Genomic DNA, 19,485 nt, shown 5'->3' with positions numbered 1-19,485 from the left:
CGCCGCGCGATTCGCTTCTGCCGGCAGCCCCCACGCTCCCACTGTGAAGGGAAATCGATGTCAGACCACACCCGGCGGCGCCAATGGAGCCGGGCGGCGGGGACGACTCTGCTCGCCGCGGGCCTGCTGCTCGCCGCGCGCCCGTTCCTGATCCCGGCCTCGGCCACCACTGCGGGCCCGGCGGCGGTGGCCACGCCGTACCCCACGGCGAAGCCGCTCCCGGTCCCGACGTTCTCCGGCCCGCCGCCGTTCGCCCAGTACCGCGAGATCCACGCGAACTGCAAGGTCACCCACCACCTGTCGGACGACCCGATCGTCTATCCGGGCCTGCCGGGCGCGGCCCACAACCACACCTTCGCCGGGAACCCGACCACGAACGCCAAGTCGACCAGGACCTCCCTCCTGGCAGGCGGGTCGAGCTGCCAGGACACCATGGACAAGTCCGCCTACTGGATCCCCACGCTGTACCAGAACGGCAAGGTGGTGGACCCGACGATCGTGACGACGTACTACAAGTCAGGCGTCAAGGACTACCGCACGGTCCAGCCCTTCCCGGCCGGCTTCCGGCTGATCGTGGGCGACATGCGCACCGCTTCCGCCGCCGACTTCCAGGGCACCTGGACCTGCGGCGGCGGCACCTTCACCACCTTCCCGAAGTCCTGCCCGTCAGGCAGCTCGCTGATCGTCCGCCTGAAGGCCCCGAGCTGCTGGAACGGCCGCGACCTCGACTCGCCCGACCACAAGAGCCACATGGCCTACCCGGTGAAGAGCGTCTGCCCGGCGGCGTTCCCGGTCCCGCTGCCGATGCTGGAGATCAAGGTCCCCTACAAGCTCCCGGGCGGAAAGACCGACGGCCTCGCCTACTCCTCCGGCGCGAGCTACTCCTTCCACTACGACTTCATGGAGGCGTGGTCGGGCAACCGGCAGGCCGAACTGGTGAAACACTGCATCAACGGCGGACGCCAGTGCAACGGCTACGGAATCGACCAGCACAAGCCCTGACCGAAACCGCGGCTCGATTATTCGGAACGGCGTGCCTCCTCGGAGGTACGCCGTTCGCGCGTGGGAGCTCCCCGCGACAAGTCCCGGTCTGCTCGGCATGACGACCACGGGCATCAACGTCACGAACGCCTCCTGGTGGGCCGAGGTGATCGCCGCCACGGCGGGCATGCTGACGGGGCTGGTGCTCCAGGTGCTGTGCATCGGCCCTGATGTGCTAGCACCGCAGTACAAGCGTGCCGGGCAGCGTCATAGGAAAGGATGAAGACGCTGGCAGGGTCGTCGGCCATCCTCTGCGCCGTGCACACTGTGCGATCGGCGCGCTCGATCCAGTCTCCGCTCCACCCGCTCGGCGGCTTCGTGCACATCCGCTCGCGACACCCGGCCCACGACCATGACGTCGACATCGTTGGGCGGCGGCCCAGCCTCACCGAGATACCTACTCGCCCAGGACCCGAAGATCGCTGTCGCGTCCACGTCGGAAAGCCCCGAAAACTCCCGCTCGACAAGAAGGTGCGGCCCGAAGGCCAGGGTCAGCAGTTCCGTGAGCGGTCGCGCGTAGCGCCCTGGCACCCTGGCCCGGATCACCTGAGCTCTGCCGCAGGCCGGCCTGCAGCAGGCGGCCCACTTCCCGCTGCATCGTCGTCAGCGGAACCCCTATCCGCCCGGCAAACTCAGTGATCGTGAACTCGCGGTCAGGCTGAAGGTAGAGCAGGGCAAGCAGGTCCGCCTGATGCCGCGACCGGAAGATCGGTAGCAGCGGAGTGCTCTTACTACGCATAGATGAACGTCATCACCCATCTATGCGTAGTGTTCCGGCTCTCACCACAACGTCTTCCGCCGCCCTTCTCAAAGCCGTCAGGAATCCAAACCCGAGCGAAGCGAGCACCCTCCGAGCGAAGCGAGGCCCTGCCAGGGAGCGCGAGGGGCGGAGCCCTTCGCCAGGGAGCGAAGCGACCCCGGAGCAAAGCGACGAGAGGGCCGCGAACGCGGACCAGGGGGAGCGCGAGGGGGCGAAGCCCTCTCGTATCGGGGGTCTGGGGGTCGCCCCCCGGGGTAAACGAGGAATGGCCCGTGGCAGCCGCCCCGAAGGGGCGTCAACCACGGGCCATTCCGAGAGTGGAGGTGGCGGGAATCGAACCCGCGTCCTTCAGCACCGAGTCAGGGCTTCTCCGGGCGCAGCCTGTTTAGCGTTTTCTCAGCCCCGGCGCTCTCACAGGCGAGTCGCCGACGGGCTCATCCGCTGTTTGTTTTCCCATCTCCCCCCGCGGCCGGCGAAGATGGTGGAGCCTCCTAGCGATGCCAGATCCCGGGCCGGAGGCAGTCCCGGGCTGACACGGTTTAACTCGTCTGCTTAGGCAGCGAGAGCCAGGGAACCCTGGCTAACCGAAGTGGCCTTGGTATTGGCACTTATTTGTTTGCGGTCACAGTGTTAACGAGGTTATGTCCGCCGTCCTCGGCCCGCTTCCCCTGGCTTGTAATGCCAAAGTCGAAACCGGTCACCCCCTGTGCAGTTGTCAAACCCGTCCGCGCAAGCGTCCGGACACCGCAACTTTACCGGTACAACCACCCGCTCGCGAACACGTATTCCCTCAGGGCGCCAGCGCGCCGAAGAACGACCCGGCCACGGCGGGGGCGGCGCCGGGGACGCCGGTCTCGACCATGGCGGCGAGGGCGATGTCTCCCTGCCAGCCGACGAACCACGACAGTTCGCGGCGCTGCTTCTTCTCGGTGTAGCCGACGTGGGAGGCGACGCCGTAGACCTCCGCCCCGGCGACCGAGGCGGCCTTGGCGGAGCCGCTGGTCACGCCGGCCCGCATGAGGGTGCGGAGCGTGGAGACGCGGCCGGGGTCGAGGTTGATCGGCTTGGGCGGGGTGGCGGGGGCGACGACCTCGGAGCTGACGTCGGGCAGGGCGGGGCTGCTGACGAGCACGGGCGGGCGCCAGGTGCCCGACTGGACGGCCGCGGCGACCAGGGCCATCGCGAGGGGGCTGACCCGGACGCTGGTGCCGGCGATGACCTTGGCGCGGGTGGCGTCGGTCTCGGGGGCGGGCACGTGGCCGCTGTGGCCGGCCAGCGGGAGGGTCCACTGGGCGCCGATGCCGAACTGCTGGGCGCTGAGGAGCAGGTCGTCGCTCTTGACCATGCGGGCCAGGGAGGCCAGCGCGGTGACGCAGCCGTGGGCGAAGTCGGCCTCGAACGTGGGGGCGGCGGCGGTGACGCCGACCTGCTGGAAGCGGGCGCCGCCGACGGTCCGGTCGGCGGTGCAGGGGATCTTCTCCTGCGTGTCGAGGTCGGCCTTGAGCAGGGCGTCGGTGGTCACGACGGAGAAGGCGGTGCCGGGCGGGAACTTGCCGGCGAGGGCGTCTTTCTGCTGGTGGAGGCCCTTGGTCGCGATGGCCCGGATCTCACCGGTGGAGGCCTGGACGGCGACCAGCACGGCCGGCTGGGAACCGGCGACGGCCAGGTCGGCGGCATGCTGCATGGCGGTGTCGAGGGTGGTGCGGACCGGCGCGTTCTTGCGGCCGGGCCACGACTTGAGCTCCTTCACCTGCTGCGACGACTTGCTGTCGAGCACGACGACGCGGGTCTCGGTCGAGCCGGTGAGCTGGTCTTGGTAGGCCTTCTGGAGACCGTCGCGGCCGACGGTGTCACCGGCCCGCTGGGGGCCGCCGAGTTGCTGTTCGCTCTCGGGGGTGACGGCGTTGACGCGGCCGACGATCTGGGCGGGCGACTTGGGGGCGACCGGCGGGTGGACCTGCTCGATGGTGAGGCCCTGGATCGCCTGGAGCTTGGCCGACAACTCGCGGTACTTGTTGGGGCCGAAGGTGGCGAGCGGCACCTCGTCGGTCGGCGGGGCCGACAGGATGCGGCTGAGCAGCCGGTCTTGCGCGAACCCGGTGATCTTCGAGAGCTCCTCGCAGACCTTGGCCGGATCGGTGAGCTCGGCGGGCACCACCTGGGCGACGTACTGGGTGTCGTCTTCCTGGAGGGTGTCGCCGTTGCGGTCGATGATCGGCTGGCGGGGCTCGGGGTCGATCTTCACGGCGAGCCGCTGGCCCTCGTGGAGGTCGGGGTGGACGACCTCGGGCGACCAGTGCACCTTCCACCGGCCGTCGACCAGGCGCAGCGGGAGCACGCTGTCGTACTCCCACAGCGGGTTGTTCTCGCCGAGGTTGACCTCGGCGGAGAAGTTGGCCGACGCGGTGTCGCCCTCGCGGCTGATGGTGCCGAGCGCGAAGCGGATGGAGGCGGCGTCGAGGTGGAGGCTGGCGTCGCCGAGCGCCTTCACCACGGTGGCCTCGTCGGCGTCGGCCCGGCGGGCGGCCATCTCGTAGTCGCCGCTCTGCCAGCCGACGAGGAAGTCGCGGACCGCCTCGTGGGGGGACGGCTCCTCGAAGCAGGCGGTCAGGCCGGGCGCGAGAAGCGCCAGCGCGAGCGCCAACCGAAGGGGTCGACGGGCGGTCACGGCCTAGCGGCCCCCCTTGCGCCGGACGGCGTTCGACATGGCGCGTGACATATCCCGGTTGTCCTGCTTCTCACGGAGGGTCTGACGCTTGTCGTAGTCTTTCTTGCCGCGCCCGATGCCGATCTCGATCTTGGCCCGGCCGTCTTTGAAGTAGAGGGCCAGGGGGACCAGGGTGAGGCCCTTCTCCCGCAGCGTGGCGTAGATCTTGCCGATCTCCTTGCGGTGCAGGAGCATCTTGCGCTTCCGCTTGGCGGAGTGGTTGGTCCAGGTCCCCTGGGTGTATTCGGGGATGTGGACGTTGTAGAGCCACGCCTCGTCGTTCTCGACGGCGGCGAACCCGTCGGTCAGGTTGGCGCGGCCCTCCCGCAGCGACTTCACCTCGGTGCCGGTCAGGACCAGACCGGCCTCGTAGGTGTCTTCGATGAAGTATTCGTGACGGGCACGTTTGTTCTGGGCGATGACCTTGCGCCCGGTCTCACGAGGCATGGCAAGAGCCTACCGGCGGCTCGTCACACCCGCAGATAACGGCGGAGCGTGATGAACGAGGCGAGGATACAGATGATCACACCGATGGCCATCGTGCCGGAGATGATCCCGGCGACGGTGTTCCAGCCCAGGGCTTCGGGGACGAAGTTCTGGATGCTGTCGAAGATCAGGACCTTGCTGGTGATGAGCATGACCGCGGCCAGCACACCACCGATCAGGCCCGCGATGACGCCTTCGAGCACGAACGGCAGCTGGATGTAGACGTTGGAGGCGCCCACCAGCCGCATGATGCCGGTCTCACGACGGCGGTTGAAGGCCGACAGCCGCACCGTGTTGCCGATCAGCAGGGTGGCGGCGAAGACCATCGCGAAGGCGACCGACAGGGCCATCCACTGCAGCTTGTCCATGAAGCCGAAGTAGCTGTCGAGCAGCTGGCGCTGGTTGACGATGTTGGAGACGCCGGCCTGGCCGGTCAGCTCCTCGGTCACCGCCTGCGACTGGTCGGGGTCGCCCAGCTTGACCCGGAAGGACTCCGGCATGTCCTCGACCTTGAGGAAGGAGGCGAAGACGTTGTTCGACTGGTTGTCGAGGAAGTTCTTGTAGGCCGTGGCGGAGTCTTCGAAGATGACTTCCTCGACCTGCGGCATGCCCTTGATGACGGCCTCGAGCGCCGTCTTCTGCTCCTCGGAGATGCCCTTCTTGTCGGTGCACGGCTCGAAGGGGGAGTTCTCCTTGCACAGGTAGACCGAGAGCTCGACCTTGTCGGACCAGTAGCTGGTCATGCTCGAGACCTGTGAGTTGATCATCAGCCCGATGCCGAGCAGCGCCATGCCGACGGCAACGGTCACGACGACCGCGATGGTCATCGTGAGGTTGCGACGGAGGCCGATCCAGACCTCGGAGAAGATGAAATTCGCCCGCATGCTTCCTTCTTAGTAAGCCTGGCCGTAGACACCCCGCGACTGGTCGCGGACGATCTTGCCATCCTCCAGCTCCACCACACGCTTGCGCATGGAGTCCACGATGGCGGCGTCGTGCGTCGCCATGAGGACGGTGGTGCCGGTCCTGTTGATGCGGTCGAGCACCTTCATGATGCCGATGCTCGTCGCGGGGTCGATGTTTCCCGTCGGCTCGTCGGCCAGCAGGATCATCGGACGGTTGACGAAGGCGCGCGCCATGGCCACCCGCTGCTGCTCGCCACCCGACAGCTCGTCGGGCATGCGGTGGGCCTTTCCTTCGAGGCCGACCAACTCGATGACCTCGGGGACGACCTTGCGGATGAAACGGCGCGGCTTGCCGATGACCTCAAGGGCGAACGCCACGTTCTCGTAGACGTTCTTGTTGGGCAGCAGCCGGAAGTCCTGGAAGACGCATCCGATGCGGCGCCGGAGGTGGGGCACCTTGAAGTTGGACAGCTTGGAGAGGTCCTTGCCGGCGACGTGGATGGCGCCGGAGTTGGGCCGCTCCTCTTTGAGGACCAGGCGGAGGAACGTCGACTTTCCCGAACCCGACGGCCCCACGAGGAACACGAACTCGCCCTTGTCGACATCGACCGAGATGTGGTCGAGCGCAGGGCGGTTCTGGTTCACATAGACCTTGGTGACATTATCGAAATGGATCACGGGCGCATCACGGCATGCCAGTCTAGGGGGCGGGGGACATCCATACCGGGGGGCGCCGGTCTCTTTGCTCCAGATCGACGTTCCGGTTGGCCAGAGCTCAGTCTAGGGGTAACACTGGCATGGAACGTCCATAACGGAAACAAAACGATTAGGGCATAGGTAAAGGGCCGATGAGCTGCGAACACTTGGTATGCGCCGCGTGCGCCGCACCTGTGGTGGAGGGTCGCTGCCCCTCCTGCCGTGCCGCCAGGGAGAGAATTCACCAGCACGGATTCCTGGGACTGCCGCCCCTGCTGGTGGCTCTTGTGATAGTGCTCGCCCTCGCCCTGACGGCGTTGAAGGTCGCCTACAGCTGACCTATTCCTGGCCCGACTCCTGGCGGCGCATCCAGCGGATCTCGCCCTCGATGAACTCGTCGAGGTCGCCGTCGAGCACCGCCGTCGGGTTGCCGGCCTCGACCCCCGTGCGCAGGTCTTTGACGATCTGGTAGGGGTGCAGCACGTAGTTGCGGATCTGGGTGCCCCACGAGCTGGTGGTCTCGCCGCGCAGCTCGCTCATCGCGGCGGCCTCCTCCTGCCGCTTGCGCTCCAGCAGCTTGGCCTGGAGGACGGCCATCGCCGAGGCGCGGTTCTGCAGCTGCGACCGCTCGTTCTGGCACGACACCACGATGCCGGTCGGCAGGTGGGTGATGCGCACCGCCGAGTCGGTGGTGTTGACGCCCTGGCCGCCGGGGCCCGACGACCGGTAGACGTCGACCCGGAGGTCGTCTTCGTTGATGTCGATGTGGTCGGTCTGCTCGACCACGGGCACGATGTCGACCCCGGCGAAGGAGGTCTGGCGGCGGCCCTGGTTGTCGAAGGGGCTGATGCGGACCAGCCGGTGGGTGCCGTGCTCGCCGCGCAGAGTGCCGTAGGCGTAGGGCGCCTTGACCGTGAAGGTGGCGCTCTTGATGCCGGCCTCCTCGGCGTAGGAGGTGTCGTAGACCTCGGTGCCGTAGCCCTTGCGCTCGGCCCAGCGCAGGTACATGCGCAGCAGCATCTCGGCCCAGTCGGCCGCGTCGACGCCGCCGGCCTGGGAGTTGATCGTCACCAGGGCCTCTCGGGCGTCGTACTCGCCGGCCAGGAGGGTGCGGACCTCCATCGCGCCGATGTCGGCGCGCAGGGAGGCCAGTTCCTTGTCGGCCTCGGCGAGGGTGTCGTCGTCGCCCTCTTCCGCGGCCAGTTCGTAGAGGACCTTGAGGTCGTCGAGCCGGCTGGTCAGGCCCTCGACCCTGTTGACCTCGCCCTGGAGGTGGGAGAGCTTGCTCGTGACCTTCTGGGCGGCCTCGGGGTCGTTCCACAGGTCGGGTGCCGCGGCCTGTTCGCCCAGCTCGGCGATCTGCTTGCGCAGGCTGTCGAGGTCGAGCACGTCCTGAATGCTGTTCAGGGTGCCGGTAAGCTCGTTGATCTCTTCTGCTGGATCGATGGCTGCCACGTTTCTAAAGGGTACGCGAACACCGGACCGACTCAGGTACGGTCCCTTTTGCACAAGGGAGGGGGATTCACATGCGCCGCGCGCTGGCCTTTCCCCTCGTGATGACGCTGCTGGCGGCGTGCACGACCCAGGCCCCGGCGCCCAAGCCGAGTCCGGTCGCCGCCACCACCAAGCCCTCCCCCACTCCGGCCCCGCCGGCCCTCACCATCGACGAGGCGGCCAAGGCGGCCGACGTCTTCCTCGGCGCCGACGACGTGATCCGGAGCATGGGCGACGGCCGGATGGCCCTCGACCGCGCCAGAGACGGTCAGGACCCGCTCGTGCTGGCCGAATATCGGTCATCCGAAAACAGGCCCATCCGATACTCCTGGGGGCCCCGCACGCTGATCGTGCCGCGCCTGCAGAAGGGGGTCACGCCGTGGTTCGCGGCGGTGGCCGAGCGGCGCCACGGCAAGGTGAAGCAGACCGCCGTCATGACGTTCATGAAAGAGGGCGAGTCGTGGCAGCGCGGGCTCACCACCCTGCTGAACAGCGGCGCGGTGCTCCCCCAGATCGCCGAGGACGCCGAGGGCTACGCCGTCTCCCTCGACGCCCGCGACCAGTCGATCGCGATCAGCCCCAACCTGCTCGGTCCCCTGCACGCGACGGTCGCCGAGGAGGGCCCCGACGGGTTCACCTCCGACCTGATCGAGGAGGGCCCGCTGACCAAGGGCTTCTTCGACGACATCGCCACGCAGAAGGAGATCTACAAGACCGAGGGGTACGAGTACATCTCGATCTTCGCGGCGGCGGCCTCCTACCCGGTGCTGGCGGTCCGCACCGCCGACGGCGGCGGCCTGCTCTTCTACACGCTCACCCGCACCAGCCAGTGGATCCCGGCGCTGCCCAACGCCGTGGGCGGCCACCTGCCGATCCCGGCCGACGCCAAGTGGGACCTGACGACGACCGAGATCCTCAAGGACCGGCGCATCCAGGAGACCCAGCAGTTCCTGGCGCTGGTCCCGCCCCGCACCTCCAAGGCGCGGGCCGAGATCATCGCCTACGACGGCCGGATCACCCAGGCCAGCGCTACGGAGTAGCGCGCGGCAGGCCGCTGGTGGCGACCAGGGTCCTGATCGCCCGCAGGGCCACCGACAACGTCGCCAGGTCGAACACGTCGCTCTCCCAGATCTCCGACAGGGTCTGCCGCGACCGGGTCACCGCCGCCTCGTTCGCCTCCGACCAGCGGGCCAGCCGCTCCTCGGGCGCCTCGCCCGGCTTGCTGTGCACCAGCACGTCGTGGGTGAGGCTGGCGTGGGCGGCGTAGAGGTCGTCGCGGAGCGCCGAGCGGGCCATCGTGTTCCACCGGCTGTCGCGCGGCAGCGCTATCACGCGTTCGCGCAGCCGGGCCAGCTGGACGCGGTCGGCCAGGTCGAAGTAGACCTCGGCCACCTCGCTCACCGGCCGGTCGGTGGCGACCGCGATCTCGACCAGGTCGAAGGTCGAGTAGGCGGGCACCATCGCGGCCACCCGCTCGGCCAGCTCGTCGGGCACGCCGCGGCCGACGAAGTGGTCGCGGCGCTCCTCGAAGGCGGTCAGGTCGGGGCCGGTCAGCAGCTTGGGCAGGTTGGGCAGCAGGGCCGCGCCGTCGGCGAAGAACCGGGCCGAGGCGGCCAGGTCGAGCGGCGGGCGGCGGTTGTTGAGCAGCCAGCGGGTGCCGCGCTCGGACAACTTGCGCCCTTCGAGCAGCATGGCCAGCTGGGTGTCGACGTCGACCCGGTTCTCCAGCCCCTCGACCTGGCGGCGGAACGCGGGCAGGTCGAAGACCTCCCGGGTCACCAGGTAGGCCCGCGCGATGTCGGGCGTGGAGACGCCGAGCTCCTCGTGGAACCGGAAGACGAAGCTGGTGCCGCCGTTGTTGACCAGGTCGTTGGTGACGCCGGTGGTGATGATCTCCCGCCGCAGCGGGTGGTTGTCCATGAAGGTCTGGTACGTCTCCCGCAAGGCCGACGGGAAGTAGGAGACCAGCCACTCGCGCAGCGCCGGGTCGTCGGGCAGGTCGCTGGCGAGCACCTCGCGGTCGACCACCAGCTTGGTGTAGGCCAGCAGCACCGAGAACTCCGGCGCGGTCAGCCCGAGCCCGGCCTGGCGGCGTTCGGCCAGCGCCTTGTCGGAGGGCAGGAACTCCAGCGCCCGGTTGAGCTGCCCCTGCCGCTCCAGCCGGCGCAGGTAGCGGGTGTGGATGTGCAGCATCTCGGCGGCCTGCTTGCGGGCCGCGGCGAGCACCACGTTCTGGGCGTGGTTGTCGCGCAGCACCAGCTCGCCGACCTCGCCGGTCATCTCGGCCAGCAGCCCGTTGCGCTGTTTCTCGGTCAGGTCGCCCTCGCGGACCGCCTCGTCGAGCAGGATCTTGATGTTGACCTCGTGGTCGGAGGTGTCGACCCCGGCCGAGTTGTCGATGAAGTCGGTGTTGACCAGGCCGCCGCGCAGCGCGAACTCGATGCGGGCGAGCTGGGTGAAGCCGAGGTTGCCGCCCTCGCCGATGACCCTGCAGCGCAGGTCGGCGGCGTTGACCCGCAGCCCGTCGTTGGCCTTGTCGCCGACGTCGGCGTTCGACTCGGCGGCGGCCTTGGCGTAGGTGCCGATGCCGCCGTTCCACAGCAGGTCGACCGGGGCCCGGAGGATGGCGCTGATCAGGTCGTTCGGGGCCAGCGAGGTGACGGCGGCGTCGACGCCGAGCGCGATCCGCATCTGCGGGGAGACCGGGATCGACTTGGCGGTACGCGGCCACACCCCGCCCCCGGCGGAGATCAGCTCACGGTCGTAGTCGTCCCACGAGCTGCGCGGCAGGGCGAACAGGCGCTCGCGTTCGGCGAAGCCGCGGGCGGCGTCGGGGTCGGGGTCGACGAACACGTGGCGGTGGTCGAAGGCGGCCACCAGGCGGATGTGCCGCGAGAGCAGCATGCCGTTGCCGAACACGTCGCCCGACATGTCGCCGATGCCGGCGACGGTGAAGTCGGTGGTCTGGGTGTCGAGCCCGAGGGTGCGGAAGTGGTACTTCACCGACTCCCAGGCCCCCCGGGCGGTGATGCCCATGGCCTTGTGGTCGTAGCCGACCGAGCCGCCGGAGGCGAACGCGTCGCCCAGCCAGAAGCCGTAGTCCTTGGCCACGCCGTTGGCGATGTCGGAGAAGGTCGCGGTGCCCTTGTCGGCGGCGACCACGAGGTAGGTGTCGTCGCCGTCGTGGCGCACCACGTCGGCGGGCGGCACGACCTCGCCGTGCACCAGGTTGTCGGTGACGTCGAGCAGGCCGGAGATGAACTGCCGGTAGCACGCGATGCCCTCGGCGAGGAATTCCTCGCGGCCGCCCTGCGGCGGGTGCTTGACGACGAAGCCGCCCTTCGACCCGGTCGGCACGATCACGGTGTTCTTCACCATCTGCGCCTTGACCAGGCCGAGGATCTCGGTCCGGAAGTCCTCCATGCGGTCGGACCAGCGCAGCCCCCCTCGGGCCACCTTGCCGAAGCGCAGGTGCACGCCCTCGACGCGCCGTCCGTACACGAAGATCTCGAACTTGGGCCTCGGGAGGGGCAGCACGCTGATCGCCTGGGGGTCGAACTTCAGTGAGGTGTACGGCTTGCGCCGACCCTCGGCGTCGTGCTGGAAGAAGTTGGTGCGCAGCGTCGCGCCGACGCATTCGAGGTAGGCCCGCAGGATGCGGTCCTCGTCGAGCGAGGCGACCTCGTCGAGGGAGGCCAGCACCTCCTCGCGCAGCGCGGCCGACATGTCCTCGCGGGAGGTCTCGGGCAGCCGCGGGTCGAGCCGGGCCTCGAACAGGCGCACCAGCAGGCGGGCCAGCCGCAGGTTCCCGAGCAGCGTCTTCTCGATGTAGTCCTGCGAGAAGGTGGCCCCGGCCTGGCGCAGGTACTTGGCGTAGGCGCGCAGCACCTCGGCCTGCTCCCAGGTCATGCCGGCGGCGAGCACGAGCGCGTTGAAGCCGTCGTTCTCGACCTGGCCCTTCCACAGGGCGGCGAAGGCGTCCTGGAACAGGCGCTTGAAGTCGTCGGCGGGCAACTCCGCCGATCGGGTGTAGCGCAGCCCGAAGTCGTAGATCCAGGCGTCCTTGGTGCGCGGGTCGTTGTCGCGGTCGACCTGGTAGGGCCGCTCGTCGACGACCTCGACGCCCATGCGCGCCAGCAGCGGCAGCACGTGGGACAGGGAGATCGCCGCGCCGAGCCGGTAGAGCTTGAACCGCCACTCCCCCTCGGCCGCGTCGAGCGGCTCGTAGAGGTTCATCGCGATGTCGTCGGCGTCGTCGTCGCTGAGCTGTTCGAGGCGCTTGAGGTCGGCGACGGCGGCGCGGGCCGGGAAGTCGGCCTTGTATCCCTCGGGGAAGGCGATGCTGTAGCGGCGGGTCAGCCCCGGCACGTCGGCCTCGTCGCACAGGTCGGCGATGGCGGCGGCGAGGTCGTCCTCCCAGGTGCGGGTGGCGGCGGTGACCTTGGCCTCCAGCGCGTCGACGTCGACGCCCTGCGTGGACAGCGGCACGCCGCGCTCGCCCCGGACGACGACGTGGAGCCGGGCCAGCGCCGACTCGCCGATCATCGCGCTGTAGTCGAGGGTGTGCCCGCCCAGCGCCCTCATCAGCAGGTCCTGGATCAGCAGGCGGACCTTGGTGGTGTAGCGGTCACGCGGCAGGTAGATCAGGCAGGAGATGTAGCGGCCGTAGTCGTCGCGGCGCAGGAACAGCTTGACCTGCTTGCGCTCGCGCAGCCGCAGCACGCCCAGGGCGATCGGCAGCAGTTCGTCGGCGGAGATCTGGAAGAGCTCGGCGCGCGGGTAGGTCTCCAGGATCTCGATGAGGTCCTTGCCGTCGTGGCTGTCGGGCGACAACCCGGCCTTCTCCAGCACGGCGGCCAGCTTGCGGCGCAGCAGCGGCACCCGGGAGATCGACTCGTTGTAGGCGACGTGGGTGAACAGGCCCAGGAAGCGGCGCTCGCCGACCACCTCGCCGTCGGGCGAGAACAGCTTCACGCCGACGTAGTCGAGGTAGGCGGGGCGCGAGACGGTGGCCCGGCTGTTGGCCTTGGTGACGATCAGCACCTGCTTCTCGCGGGCCTTGGCGCGCAGCTCCGGCGGCATCGCGGCGAAGCTGCCCGAGCCCGCCCGGTCGGGACGCAGCACGCCCAGGCCGGTGCCCGGCTGCGAGGTCAGCGTGTCGTCCTCTTCGAGGCGGTATTCGCGGTAGCCGAGGAAGGTGAAGTGGCCGTCGGCCAGCCAGTGGAGCAGCTCCAGGCTGTCCTCGACCTCGCCGGGGTCGAGCGGCGGCGGGTTGACCGCGAGGTCGTCGGCGGTCGAGACGGCCAGGGCGCGCATCTTCGCCTGGTCCTCGACCGCGCCGCGCACGTCGTCGAGGACACGCAGCAGGTCGGATTCGAGCAGGCCGCGCGCGACCGGGTCGGTCTGGCGGTCGATCTCGATGTACATCCACGACTCGGCCAGGGTGAGGCCGGTGACGTCCATCTCGTCGGGCCCGAGGAGGCGGCCGGTCATGTCGCGGCGCACCCGCATCTGGGGGTGGACGATCAGGTGGGTGCCGAGGTCGTGCCGTTCGATCTCGTTGGTGACCGAGTCGACCAGGTAGGGCATGTCGTCGGTGACGATCTGCACCACCGAGTCGCCGAGGTCGCAGCCGTGGTCGTCGGGGGCCTGCGCGAGCACCCGCACCAGCGCCCGGCCCTGCGGCCGGACCGCGGCGAGCCTGCGGTGGGCCAGCGCCGGGCCGTAGACGTTCGCCGGGTCGCGGTTGGCGAGGTCGTCGGGCGGGACGTTGCGGTAGAACTCCCGCAGATAGTCGAGGGTGTCGGCATCGGCGTCGCCGCACGCGGCGGCGGCCGCGCGGAGCAGGTCGTCGAGTTCCCCGGCCGGATCGAGCGGCATCGCGGTCCTCACTCCTTTGTGAGCTGGTGCGAGTTGTGTGAGGGGCCCTCACGTCAGCCGCGAAGAGGAGGGCGGTCGTGTCAGCATCGCACAGCGCTTCCCGTGAAGCGGTGATAGATCCACGACACGGGGACGCGACCTCTGGGGCGGACGCCTGCCGGTCTCCGTTGACCGGCGGCACGGACCACCGCTCCCGATAACAGCCGAAAACACCGCAGCCGTCAAACTCATGGTCTGACGGCTGCGGTGTCACGTCACGCGGATTAGTTGGTTCGCTCCGATGAGGACTTCACGTCATCGAGCAGGCCGGGCAGTTCGGCCATCACCTTGAGTTCCTGCCGGCACCGCTCGCACGCGTCGAGGTGGCGTTCGAAGGCCTCGACGTCGGCGTCGTCAAGCACCCCGAGGGCGTAGGCCGCCACTTCGTGGTGTGACGACTCGGACATCAGCTGGCCACTCCCCTCTCCTTCAGGACCCCGCGGAGGGAACGCAGAGCGTAGTACAGCCTCGATTTCACAGTACCCGGAGGTATCCCCAGTATCACTGCTGCCTCGTTAACCGTACGGTCCCGTAAGTATGTCTGTTCGATAACTTCTCGGTGATCGGCGCTTAGGCCGCGCAAGGCGTCGGCGACGACGATCGCCGCCAGGGTCTTGTCGGCACCGTCGGGCACCGCGATGCTGTCCGCTTCGGGAGGTTCCACCTCCCGAGGACGGACACCGCGGCGGCGGCGGCCGTCGATCACGATGCGGCGAGAGACGGTGAGGAGCCATGCCCAGAGCAGTCCCCTCTCCCACGTCAGTTTCGCCGCGTTACGCCAGGCACGAAGCAACGTCTCCTGAACGACGTCCTCCGCCCACTGAAGGTCGTTGCCGGTCGTCTGCCTGACCTGACGGAGCAACGGACCACCGAACTCGTTATAGAGCTCCCTGATGAGGCGATCATCCCAATCAGGGTCAACGTCGGGGTCCAGACGCTCGAACCGGCTGTCGAGTTGTCGGCGCACAGGCCACATATTTGCATCAGGGTTTGTGGCCTGTACACAACTCTGACAACTCTCGTCATTTCTAACTATTCCTGAACCATCCGTCACAAGCCCGCGTACCTCCCCCCGAAAGAGAGGAGGCGCCATGCGGTTCCGGTTCGGGGAACTCGTGGTCTTCGCGGTTTTCCTGTTCGCGGCGGCCGTCGCCGTCATCGTCGTCGTGCCCCAAGAACAGGCGACGGCGCAGCAGGGTTTCACTTCCACCCGGTGGGGCCCGTTGAGTCCCGCCGACAGGGACTTCCTCGTGAAGGTGCGGTGGGCGGGGCTCTGGGAGATCCCCGCCGGCCGCTGGGCTCAGGAGCGCTCGACCAACGAGAAGGTCAAGATCGCGGGCAACCACCTCATGGTCGACCACGCGAAGCTCGACGAGGCGGTCCGCGCGGAGGCCGCCGCACTCGGCGTGCTGCTCCCCAACGAGCCCAACCCCGACCAGCAGCGCTGGCTGGGTGAGATGTCGAACGCGACCGGCGCCCAGTTCGACCAGATCTTCGCCGACCGGCTGCGAGCCGCCCACGGCAAGGTCTTCGCCACGGTCGCCGCGATCCGCGCAGGGACGCGGAACGAGAGGATCCGCGCCTTCGCCGCGGAGGCCAACGTGGTCGTCATGAAGCACATGCGTGTGCTCGAGGAGACCGGCCTGGTGGACTACTCCGCGCTCCCGGTCCCGCCGGTCTAACCAGGAGGAAAAGAAGAACATGCGTAAACGCGCCCTCGCCATGGCGGGAGCTCTGCTGGCCGGGTCCCTGATCCTGCCGAGCTTCCCGACGCCGGCCTTCGCGGCCTGCGACCCACGCATCGGCGGCGCCGAGTGCGACGCACTCGGCCCGGCCCTGAGCGACTTCGTCGACATCCGCCGCGTCGGCCGTGCGAACGGTGTCGTCGCAGGTGGCGGATCGTTCACCTCGCAGTGTGGCCGTAACGAAAGAGGGCACCGCAACTCCGACAACCACATCGTCGCGCCGGGTGTGACGAACGGCGCGCACCACGTCCACGACTACGTGGGCAACGTCACCACCAGCGGGTTCTCCACCGACCAGTCACTCGCCGCCGGCGGCACGACCTGCCGGAACGGCGACAGGTCGGCGTACTTCTGGCCGATCCTCCGCCTCCGGCCGGACCTGAGGCTGCAGGGCCAGAACAACAACCAGAACAACCGCCAGCAGCAACAGCAGCAGGACCCCAACCAGCAACAGCAGGACCCGAACCAGCAGCAGGACCCGAACCAGCAGCAGCAGGACCCCTCCGCCCAGCCTCAGCAGCAACAGCAACAGCAGCAGCAGCAGGGCGACCAGGCCGCTCCCAACGATCAAGCCGTCAATGACCAGGCTGCGCAGCAAGGCGACCAGCCCGTCAATGACCAGGCGGGGAACACCGGCCAGGCCGACCAGAGCCAGCAGCAGCCCGATGCGAACGCCGGCAACGGCGCGGCGCAGGCGCAGAGCTTCAGCAGGCAGCAGCCCCAGCCCGAGAACCAGAGCCGCTTCGGCAACCGCGGCAACAACGGCGGCCGGGGCAACAACAACAACGGCGGGAACAACAACGGCGGCAACAACGGCGGCCAGCAGCCCCAGCCGGCCCAGACCGGCCAGCCCCCGCGGCCCGGCCAGGACGGTTCGGAGATCGGCGGCTTCGCCGACGGCAACGTCGGCCAGATCCTGACCCCGCGTGCGGTCCAGCTCCAGTTCCGCGGCAACCGGTTCAGCCGGGTCGTCGCGATGCCCCGCTTCCTGCGTGTGATCACCGGTGACGCCAAGGCGGCCACCAACGGTCCGGCCAACGCGCGGGCGCAGTGGACCTGCTCCGGTTTCCAGAACCGGGCTTCCGACAAGTATCCGGTCTGTCCGAGAGGCAGCCTCGTGATGCGCATCCTGGACTTCCCGAGCTGCTGGGACGGTCAGAACACCGACAGCGCCAACCACCGGACGCACATCGTGTTCCCCGACCAGAGCGGCCGCTGCCCCCAGGGCACCCAGGCCGTTCCCCAGCTGCGCATGACCCTGGCCTACGCGGTGCCGCAGGGCGCCAGCTTCGCCGTGGACGCGTTCCCCGAGCAGAAGCACAGCCCGATCACCGACCACGCCGACTTCCACAACGTCATGCCCAACAACCTCATGAACTTCATGGTGCAGTGCATCAACCGTAATCGCCGCTGCTGATCGGCGGTCTCAGAGCCCTCGGCAGATCCCCCCTAACCGGAGGAATCAGTGTCAAAAAGGCGGGCTCATCGGCGGTCCGAACGCTTCGACCTCCAGAAACGAGGCGTTCGGATCGTCCTGGGCTCTCTCGCGTTCACCATCATGGCCGGATCACTGCTCGGCGCCCGTCTGGGCCTGAGCACCCAGGTCCTGCTGATGGCGCAGGAGTTCCTCACGTTGTACGCGGGCGTCTTCTCGCTCGTGGCGCTCACGGCGACCGTCGGACTGGGACTTCTCACGTCCGAGCGCATGATCCTGCCGATCAGGTGGCGCGTCCGGGCACAACTCGTGCACCGGGGCGCCGCCCTGATCGGGGTCGGCTTCCTGGTCGTCCACATCGGCATGAAGATCGCGGCCGGGCTGGTCCCGTCGTACGGGTCGGTCATCCCCACCACCAACCTGGCGGTGGGGGCCGGCGCCGTCGCGTCCGACCTGTTCATCGTGATCGTCGCCACCGGGGTGATGCGCGGCCGGTTCGCCATGGCCGTCCACCCCTGGATCTGGCGTGGCCTGCACGACCTGGCCTATCTGGCCTGGCCCGTCTCGATCCTGCACGGCCTGGCGGCCGGTCGGACGCCCGCGCCCTGGGTGGCGTGGAGCTACATCCTCTGCATCGTCGCCGTCGGCACCGCCCTCATGATCCGCGCGATCGTCTCGCTCAGGCCGAAGACGACCATGCAGGACGAGATGGAGGAGCTGCCGATGCCGCAGGAGGACGCCAAGCGCAAGACGAACAGGCTGGCCGAGCGCGAGCAGGCCGCCCAGCCCCAGAAGCTAAGGAGGGTTGTCTAAGACATGATTCCCTACCGCGTCTCCAAGATCCGCAGGCTCGGTCCGGCCCGGCTCACCGCCGGCCTCGACGAGCACCGCCGGATGGACCTCGACACTCACTACGAGATCCACGGCAAACTCGACGGCCAGTCCGTCGACTCACTGATCTCACTGGCTGAAGAGGTCGACCTGCGGGGACGCGGTGGGGCGGCCTTCCCGTTCGCGCGCAAGCTCAGGGCCGTCCAGGCCAACGCGCGCAACTCCGACACCGTCGTGCTGGTCAACGCCGCCGAAGGCGAGCCGGCCAGCATGAAGGACAAGATGCTGCTCACCCGCAAGCCGCACCTCGTGCTCGAGGGCGCGCTGCTGGCGGCCAGTGCGCTGGACGCCAAAGAGGTGGTCATCGCCACCCCCGCGGGTGAGCTGGCGGAGGGCTCGATGCGCGCGGCCGTGGCCGAGCGCGGGCTCATCGGATACGTCCGGGTGGCCGGCATCCAGGAGCGGTTCATCTCGGGCGAGGGCGGGTCCCTCGTCCGGGCGGTGAACGGCGAGCTGGGCCAGCCGTCCGGGCGGAAGGTCCGGACCAGCGACGCCGGGGTGCGCGGACTGCCCACCCTGCTGTCCAACACCGAGACGTTCGCCCAGCTCGCGCTGCTCGCCGAGCTGGGCCCGGAGGAGTACGGCTCCGTCGGCACCGTGCAGGAGCCCGGCACGACCCTGCTCAGCGTGAGCGGGTCGGTGAAGTCGCCCTCGGTCGTGGAGGTCACGCCGGGGGTGCCGCTGGCGCAGGTGCTGGACATGTGCGAGGCGGACGTCGGGGACGGCGTGCTGATCGGCGGCTACCACGGCAAGTGGCTGAGCGCGGCCGACGCCTACGGCGCGATCGTGTCGCGCCGGGGCATGCAGCAGGCGGGCGGTGAGCTCGGCGCGGGCATCATCGTGCCGCTGGGCCCGGACACGTGTCCCCTCGGGGAGACGGTCCGGGTCGCCGCCTACCTCGCCCAGCAGTCGTCGGGGCAGTGCGGCCCGTGCCGCATCGGCCTGCCGGCGCTCGCGCGGGCCCTGTCGGAGCTCACCATGGGCGACCCGCAGGCCCACGACCTGGTGAAATCGGCCGCCACGGCGGTCAAGGGCCGGGGCGCGTGCTTCCACCCCGACGGCACGACCCGCTTCGTGTTGTCGGCCCTGGAGGCGTTCGCCGAGGACGTCGACGAGCACATCATCAACGGCTCGTGCGGCCGGGGCGTGCAGAACACCCTGCCGATGCCGATCACCGAGGCCAGCGACGTGCGGCTGGTGGTCGACTGGACCCGCTGCCAGGGCCACGGCCTCTGCGCCCACCTCATGCCCGACCTGGTGAAACTCGACCACCACGGCTTCCCGGTGTTCATGGACTCGCCGGTTCCGGCGTGGGCCAAGAGCGAGGCGCAGCGGGCGGTCGAGATGTGCCCGGCGCTGGCGCTCCGAGTCGACTCCCGGAAGTAATCGGTTCGTTATCCCAGCGG

15 protein-coding genes and 1 other RNA gene are annotated in these 19,485 nt (G+C 68.9%); 7 read left to right on the top strand and 9 right to left on the bottom strand.

All coding sequences use genetic code 11. The features are described from left to right. Positions 1-57: 57 nt before the first annotated feature. Both AW271_RS10640 and AW271_RS39590 read left to right on the top strand, forming a co-directional pair. Positions 58-1,002, top strand: coding sequence for a DUF1996 domain-containing protein (locus tag AW271_RS10640; protein ID WP_062335432.1), 945 nt, complete (start codon positions 58-60; stop codon positions 1,000-1,002). Positions 1,003-1,099: 97 nt separating this feature from the next. Beyond that, entirely contained in the window at positions 1,100-1,264 is a 165-nt protein-coding gene (locus AW271_RS39590) for a hypothetical protein (protein ID WP_157554020.1), read from the top strand. A gap of 852 nt (positions 1,265-2,116) precedes the next feature. Here AW271_RS39590 and ssrA read toward each other — a convergent pair. The 6 genes from ssrA to prfB all read right to left on the bottom strand — a co-directional run bounded on the left by ssrA (position 2,117) and on the right by prfB (position 8,050). Continuing rightward, positions 2,117-2,506, bottom strand: a transfer-messenger RNA (tmRNA) gene (gene ssrA, locus AW271_RS10635). An 85-nt stretch (positions 2,507-2,591) separates the two neighbouring features. Beyond that, positions 2,592-4,469 carry a penicillin-binding transpeptidase domain-containing protein gene (locus AW271_RS10630; protein ID WP_062335430.1) on the bottom strand — a complete coding sequence of 626 codons (1,878 nt, stop codon included), beginning with the start codon at positions 4,467-4,469 and terminating at the stop codon, positions 2,592-2,594. 3 nt (positions 4,470-4,472) lie between these two features. Next, positions 4,473-4,955: an SsrA-binding protein SmpB gene (gene smpB, locus AW271_RS10625; protein ID WP_062335428.1), complete on the bottom strand. Its 483-nt coding sequence runs from the start codon at positions 4,953-4,955 to the stop codon at positions 4,473-4,475. 23 nt (positions 4,956-4,978) lie between these two features. Beyond that, positions 4,979-5,878: a permease-like cell division protein FtsX gene (gene ftsX / locus AW271_RS10620; RefSeq protein WP_062335426.1), complete on the bottom strand. Its 900-nt coding sequence runs from the start codon at positions 5,876-5,878 to the stop codon at positions 4,979-4,981. Positions 5,879-5,887: 9 nt separating this feature from the next. Beyond that, positions 5,888-6,577: a cell division ATP-binding protein FtsE gene (ftsE, locus tag AW271_RS10615; RefSeq protein ID WP_062335424.1), complete on the bottom strand. Its 690-nt coding sequence runs from the start codon at positions 6,575-6,577 to the stop codon at positions 5,888-5,890. Between the two features lie 357 nt (positions 6,578-6,934). Next, entirely contained in the window at positions 6,935-8,050 is a 1,116-nt protein-coding gene (prfB, locus tag AW271_RS10605) for a peptide chain release factor 2 (RefSeq protein ID WP_062335420.1), read from the bottom strand. A 71-nt stretch (positions 8,051-8,121) separates the two neighbouring features. On the opposite strand from prfB, the gene AW271_RS10600 reads away from it, so the two are divergent. Next, on the top strand, positions 8,122-9,129 hold the full coding sequence (locus AW271_RS10600; protein ID WP_062335419.1) for a DUF8094 domain-containing protein: 1,008 nt from the start codon (positions 8,122-8,124) through the stop codon (positions 9,127-9,129). Here AW271_RS10600 and AW271_RS10595 read toward each other — a convergent pair. The 3 genes from AW271_RS10595 to AW271_RS10585 form a co-directional block, all read right to left on the bottom strand. Then, a complete protein-coding gene (locus tag AW271_RS10595) occupies positions 9,119-13,969 on the bottom strand; it encodes an NAD-glutamate dehydrogenase (RefSeq protein ID WP_062335417.1) in 4,851 nt (1,616 codons plus the stop codon). The two genes, AW271_RS10600 and AW271_RS10595, sit on opposite strands and share 11 nt — an antisense overlap. Positions 13,970-14,232: 263 nt before the next feature. After that, entirely contained in the window at positions 14,233-14,415 is a 183-nt protein-coding gene (locus AW271_RS42830) for a zf-HC2 domain-containing protein (protein ID WP_062335415.1), read from the bottom strand. Beyond that, on the bottom strand, positions 14,415-14,984 hold the full coding sequence (locus AW271_RS10585; RefSeq protein WP_062335413.1) for a sigma-70 family RNA polymerase sigma factor: 570 nt from the start codon (positions 14,982-14,984) through the stop codon (positions 14,415-14,417). The genes AW271_RS42830 and AW271_RS10585 overlap by 1 nt, the downstream gene beginning before the upstream one ends. 115 nt (positions 14,985-15,099) lie before the next feature. Here AW271_RS10585 and AW271_RS10580 point away from each other — a divergent pair, with 115 nt between their 5' ends. From AW271_RS10580 to AW271_RS10565, 4 genes are all read left to right on the top strand, one after another. Next, entirely contained in the window at positions 15,100-15,690 is a 591-nt protein-coding gene (locus AW271_RS10580; RefSeq protein WP_062335411.1) for a DUF4142 domain-containing protein, read from the top strand. Between the two features lie 19 nt (positions 15,691-15,709). Further along, positions 15,710-17,170 carry a DUF1996 domain-containing protein gene (locus tag AW271_RS10575; protein WP_157554019.1) on the top strand — a complete coding sequence of 487 codons (1,461 nt, stop codon included), beginning with the start codon at positions 15,710-15,712 and terminating at the stop codon, positions 17,168-17,170. A gap of 141 nt (positions 17,171-17,311) precedes the next feature. Then, positions 17,312-18,001 carry a hypothetical protein gene (locus tag AW271_RS10570; RefSeq protein WP_062335406.1) on the top strand — a complete coding sequence of 230 codons (690 nt, stop codon included), beginning with the start codon at positions 17,312-17,314 and terminating at the stop codon, positions 17,999-18,001. A 3-nt stretch (positions 18,002-18,004) separates the two neighbouring features. Beyond that, positions 18,005-19,465 (top strand): NADH-quinone oxidoreductase subunit NuoF family protein, encoded by a 1,461-nt coding sequence (locus tag AW271_RS10565; RefSeq protein ID WP_062335404.1) that lies wholly within the window; start codon positions 18,005-18,007, stop codon positions 19,463-19,465. Positions 19,466-19,485: the final 20 nt, after the last annotated feature.

This window comes from Herbidospora sakaeratensis, from assembly GCF_001570525.1.
Lineage (GTDB): Bacteria > Actinomycetota > Actinomycetes > Streptosporangiales > Streptosporangiaceae > Herbidospora > Herbidospora sakaeratensis.
Note: the sequence above shows the minus strand (reverse complement) of the source record. Positions and strands in the feature narration are given on the sequence as shown.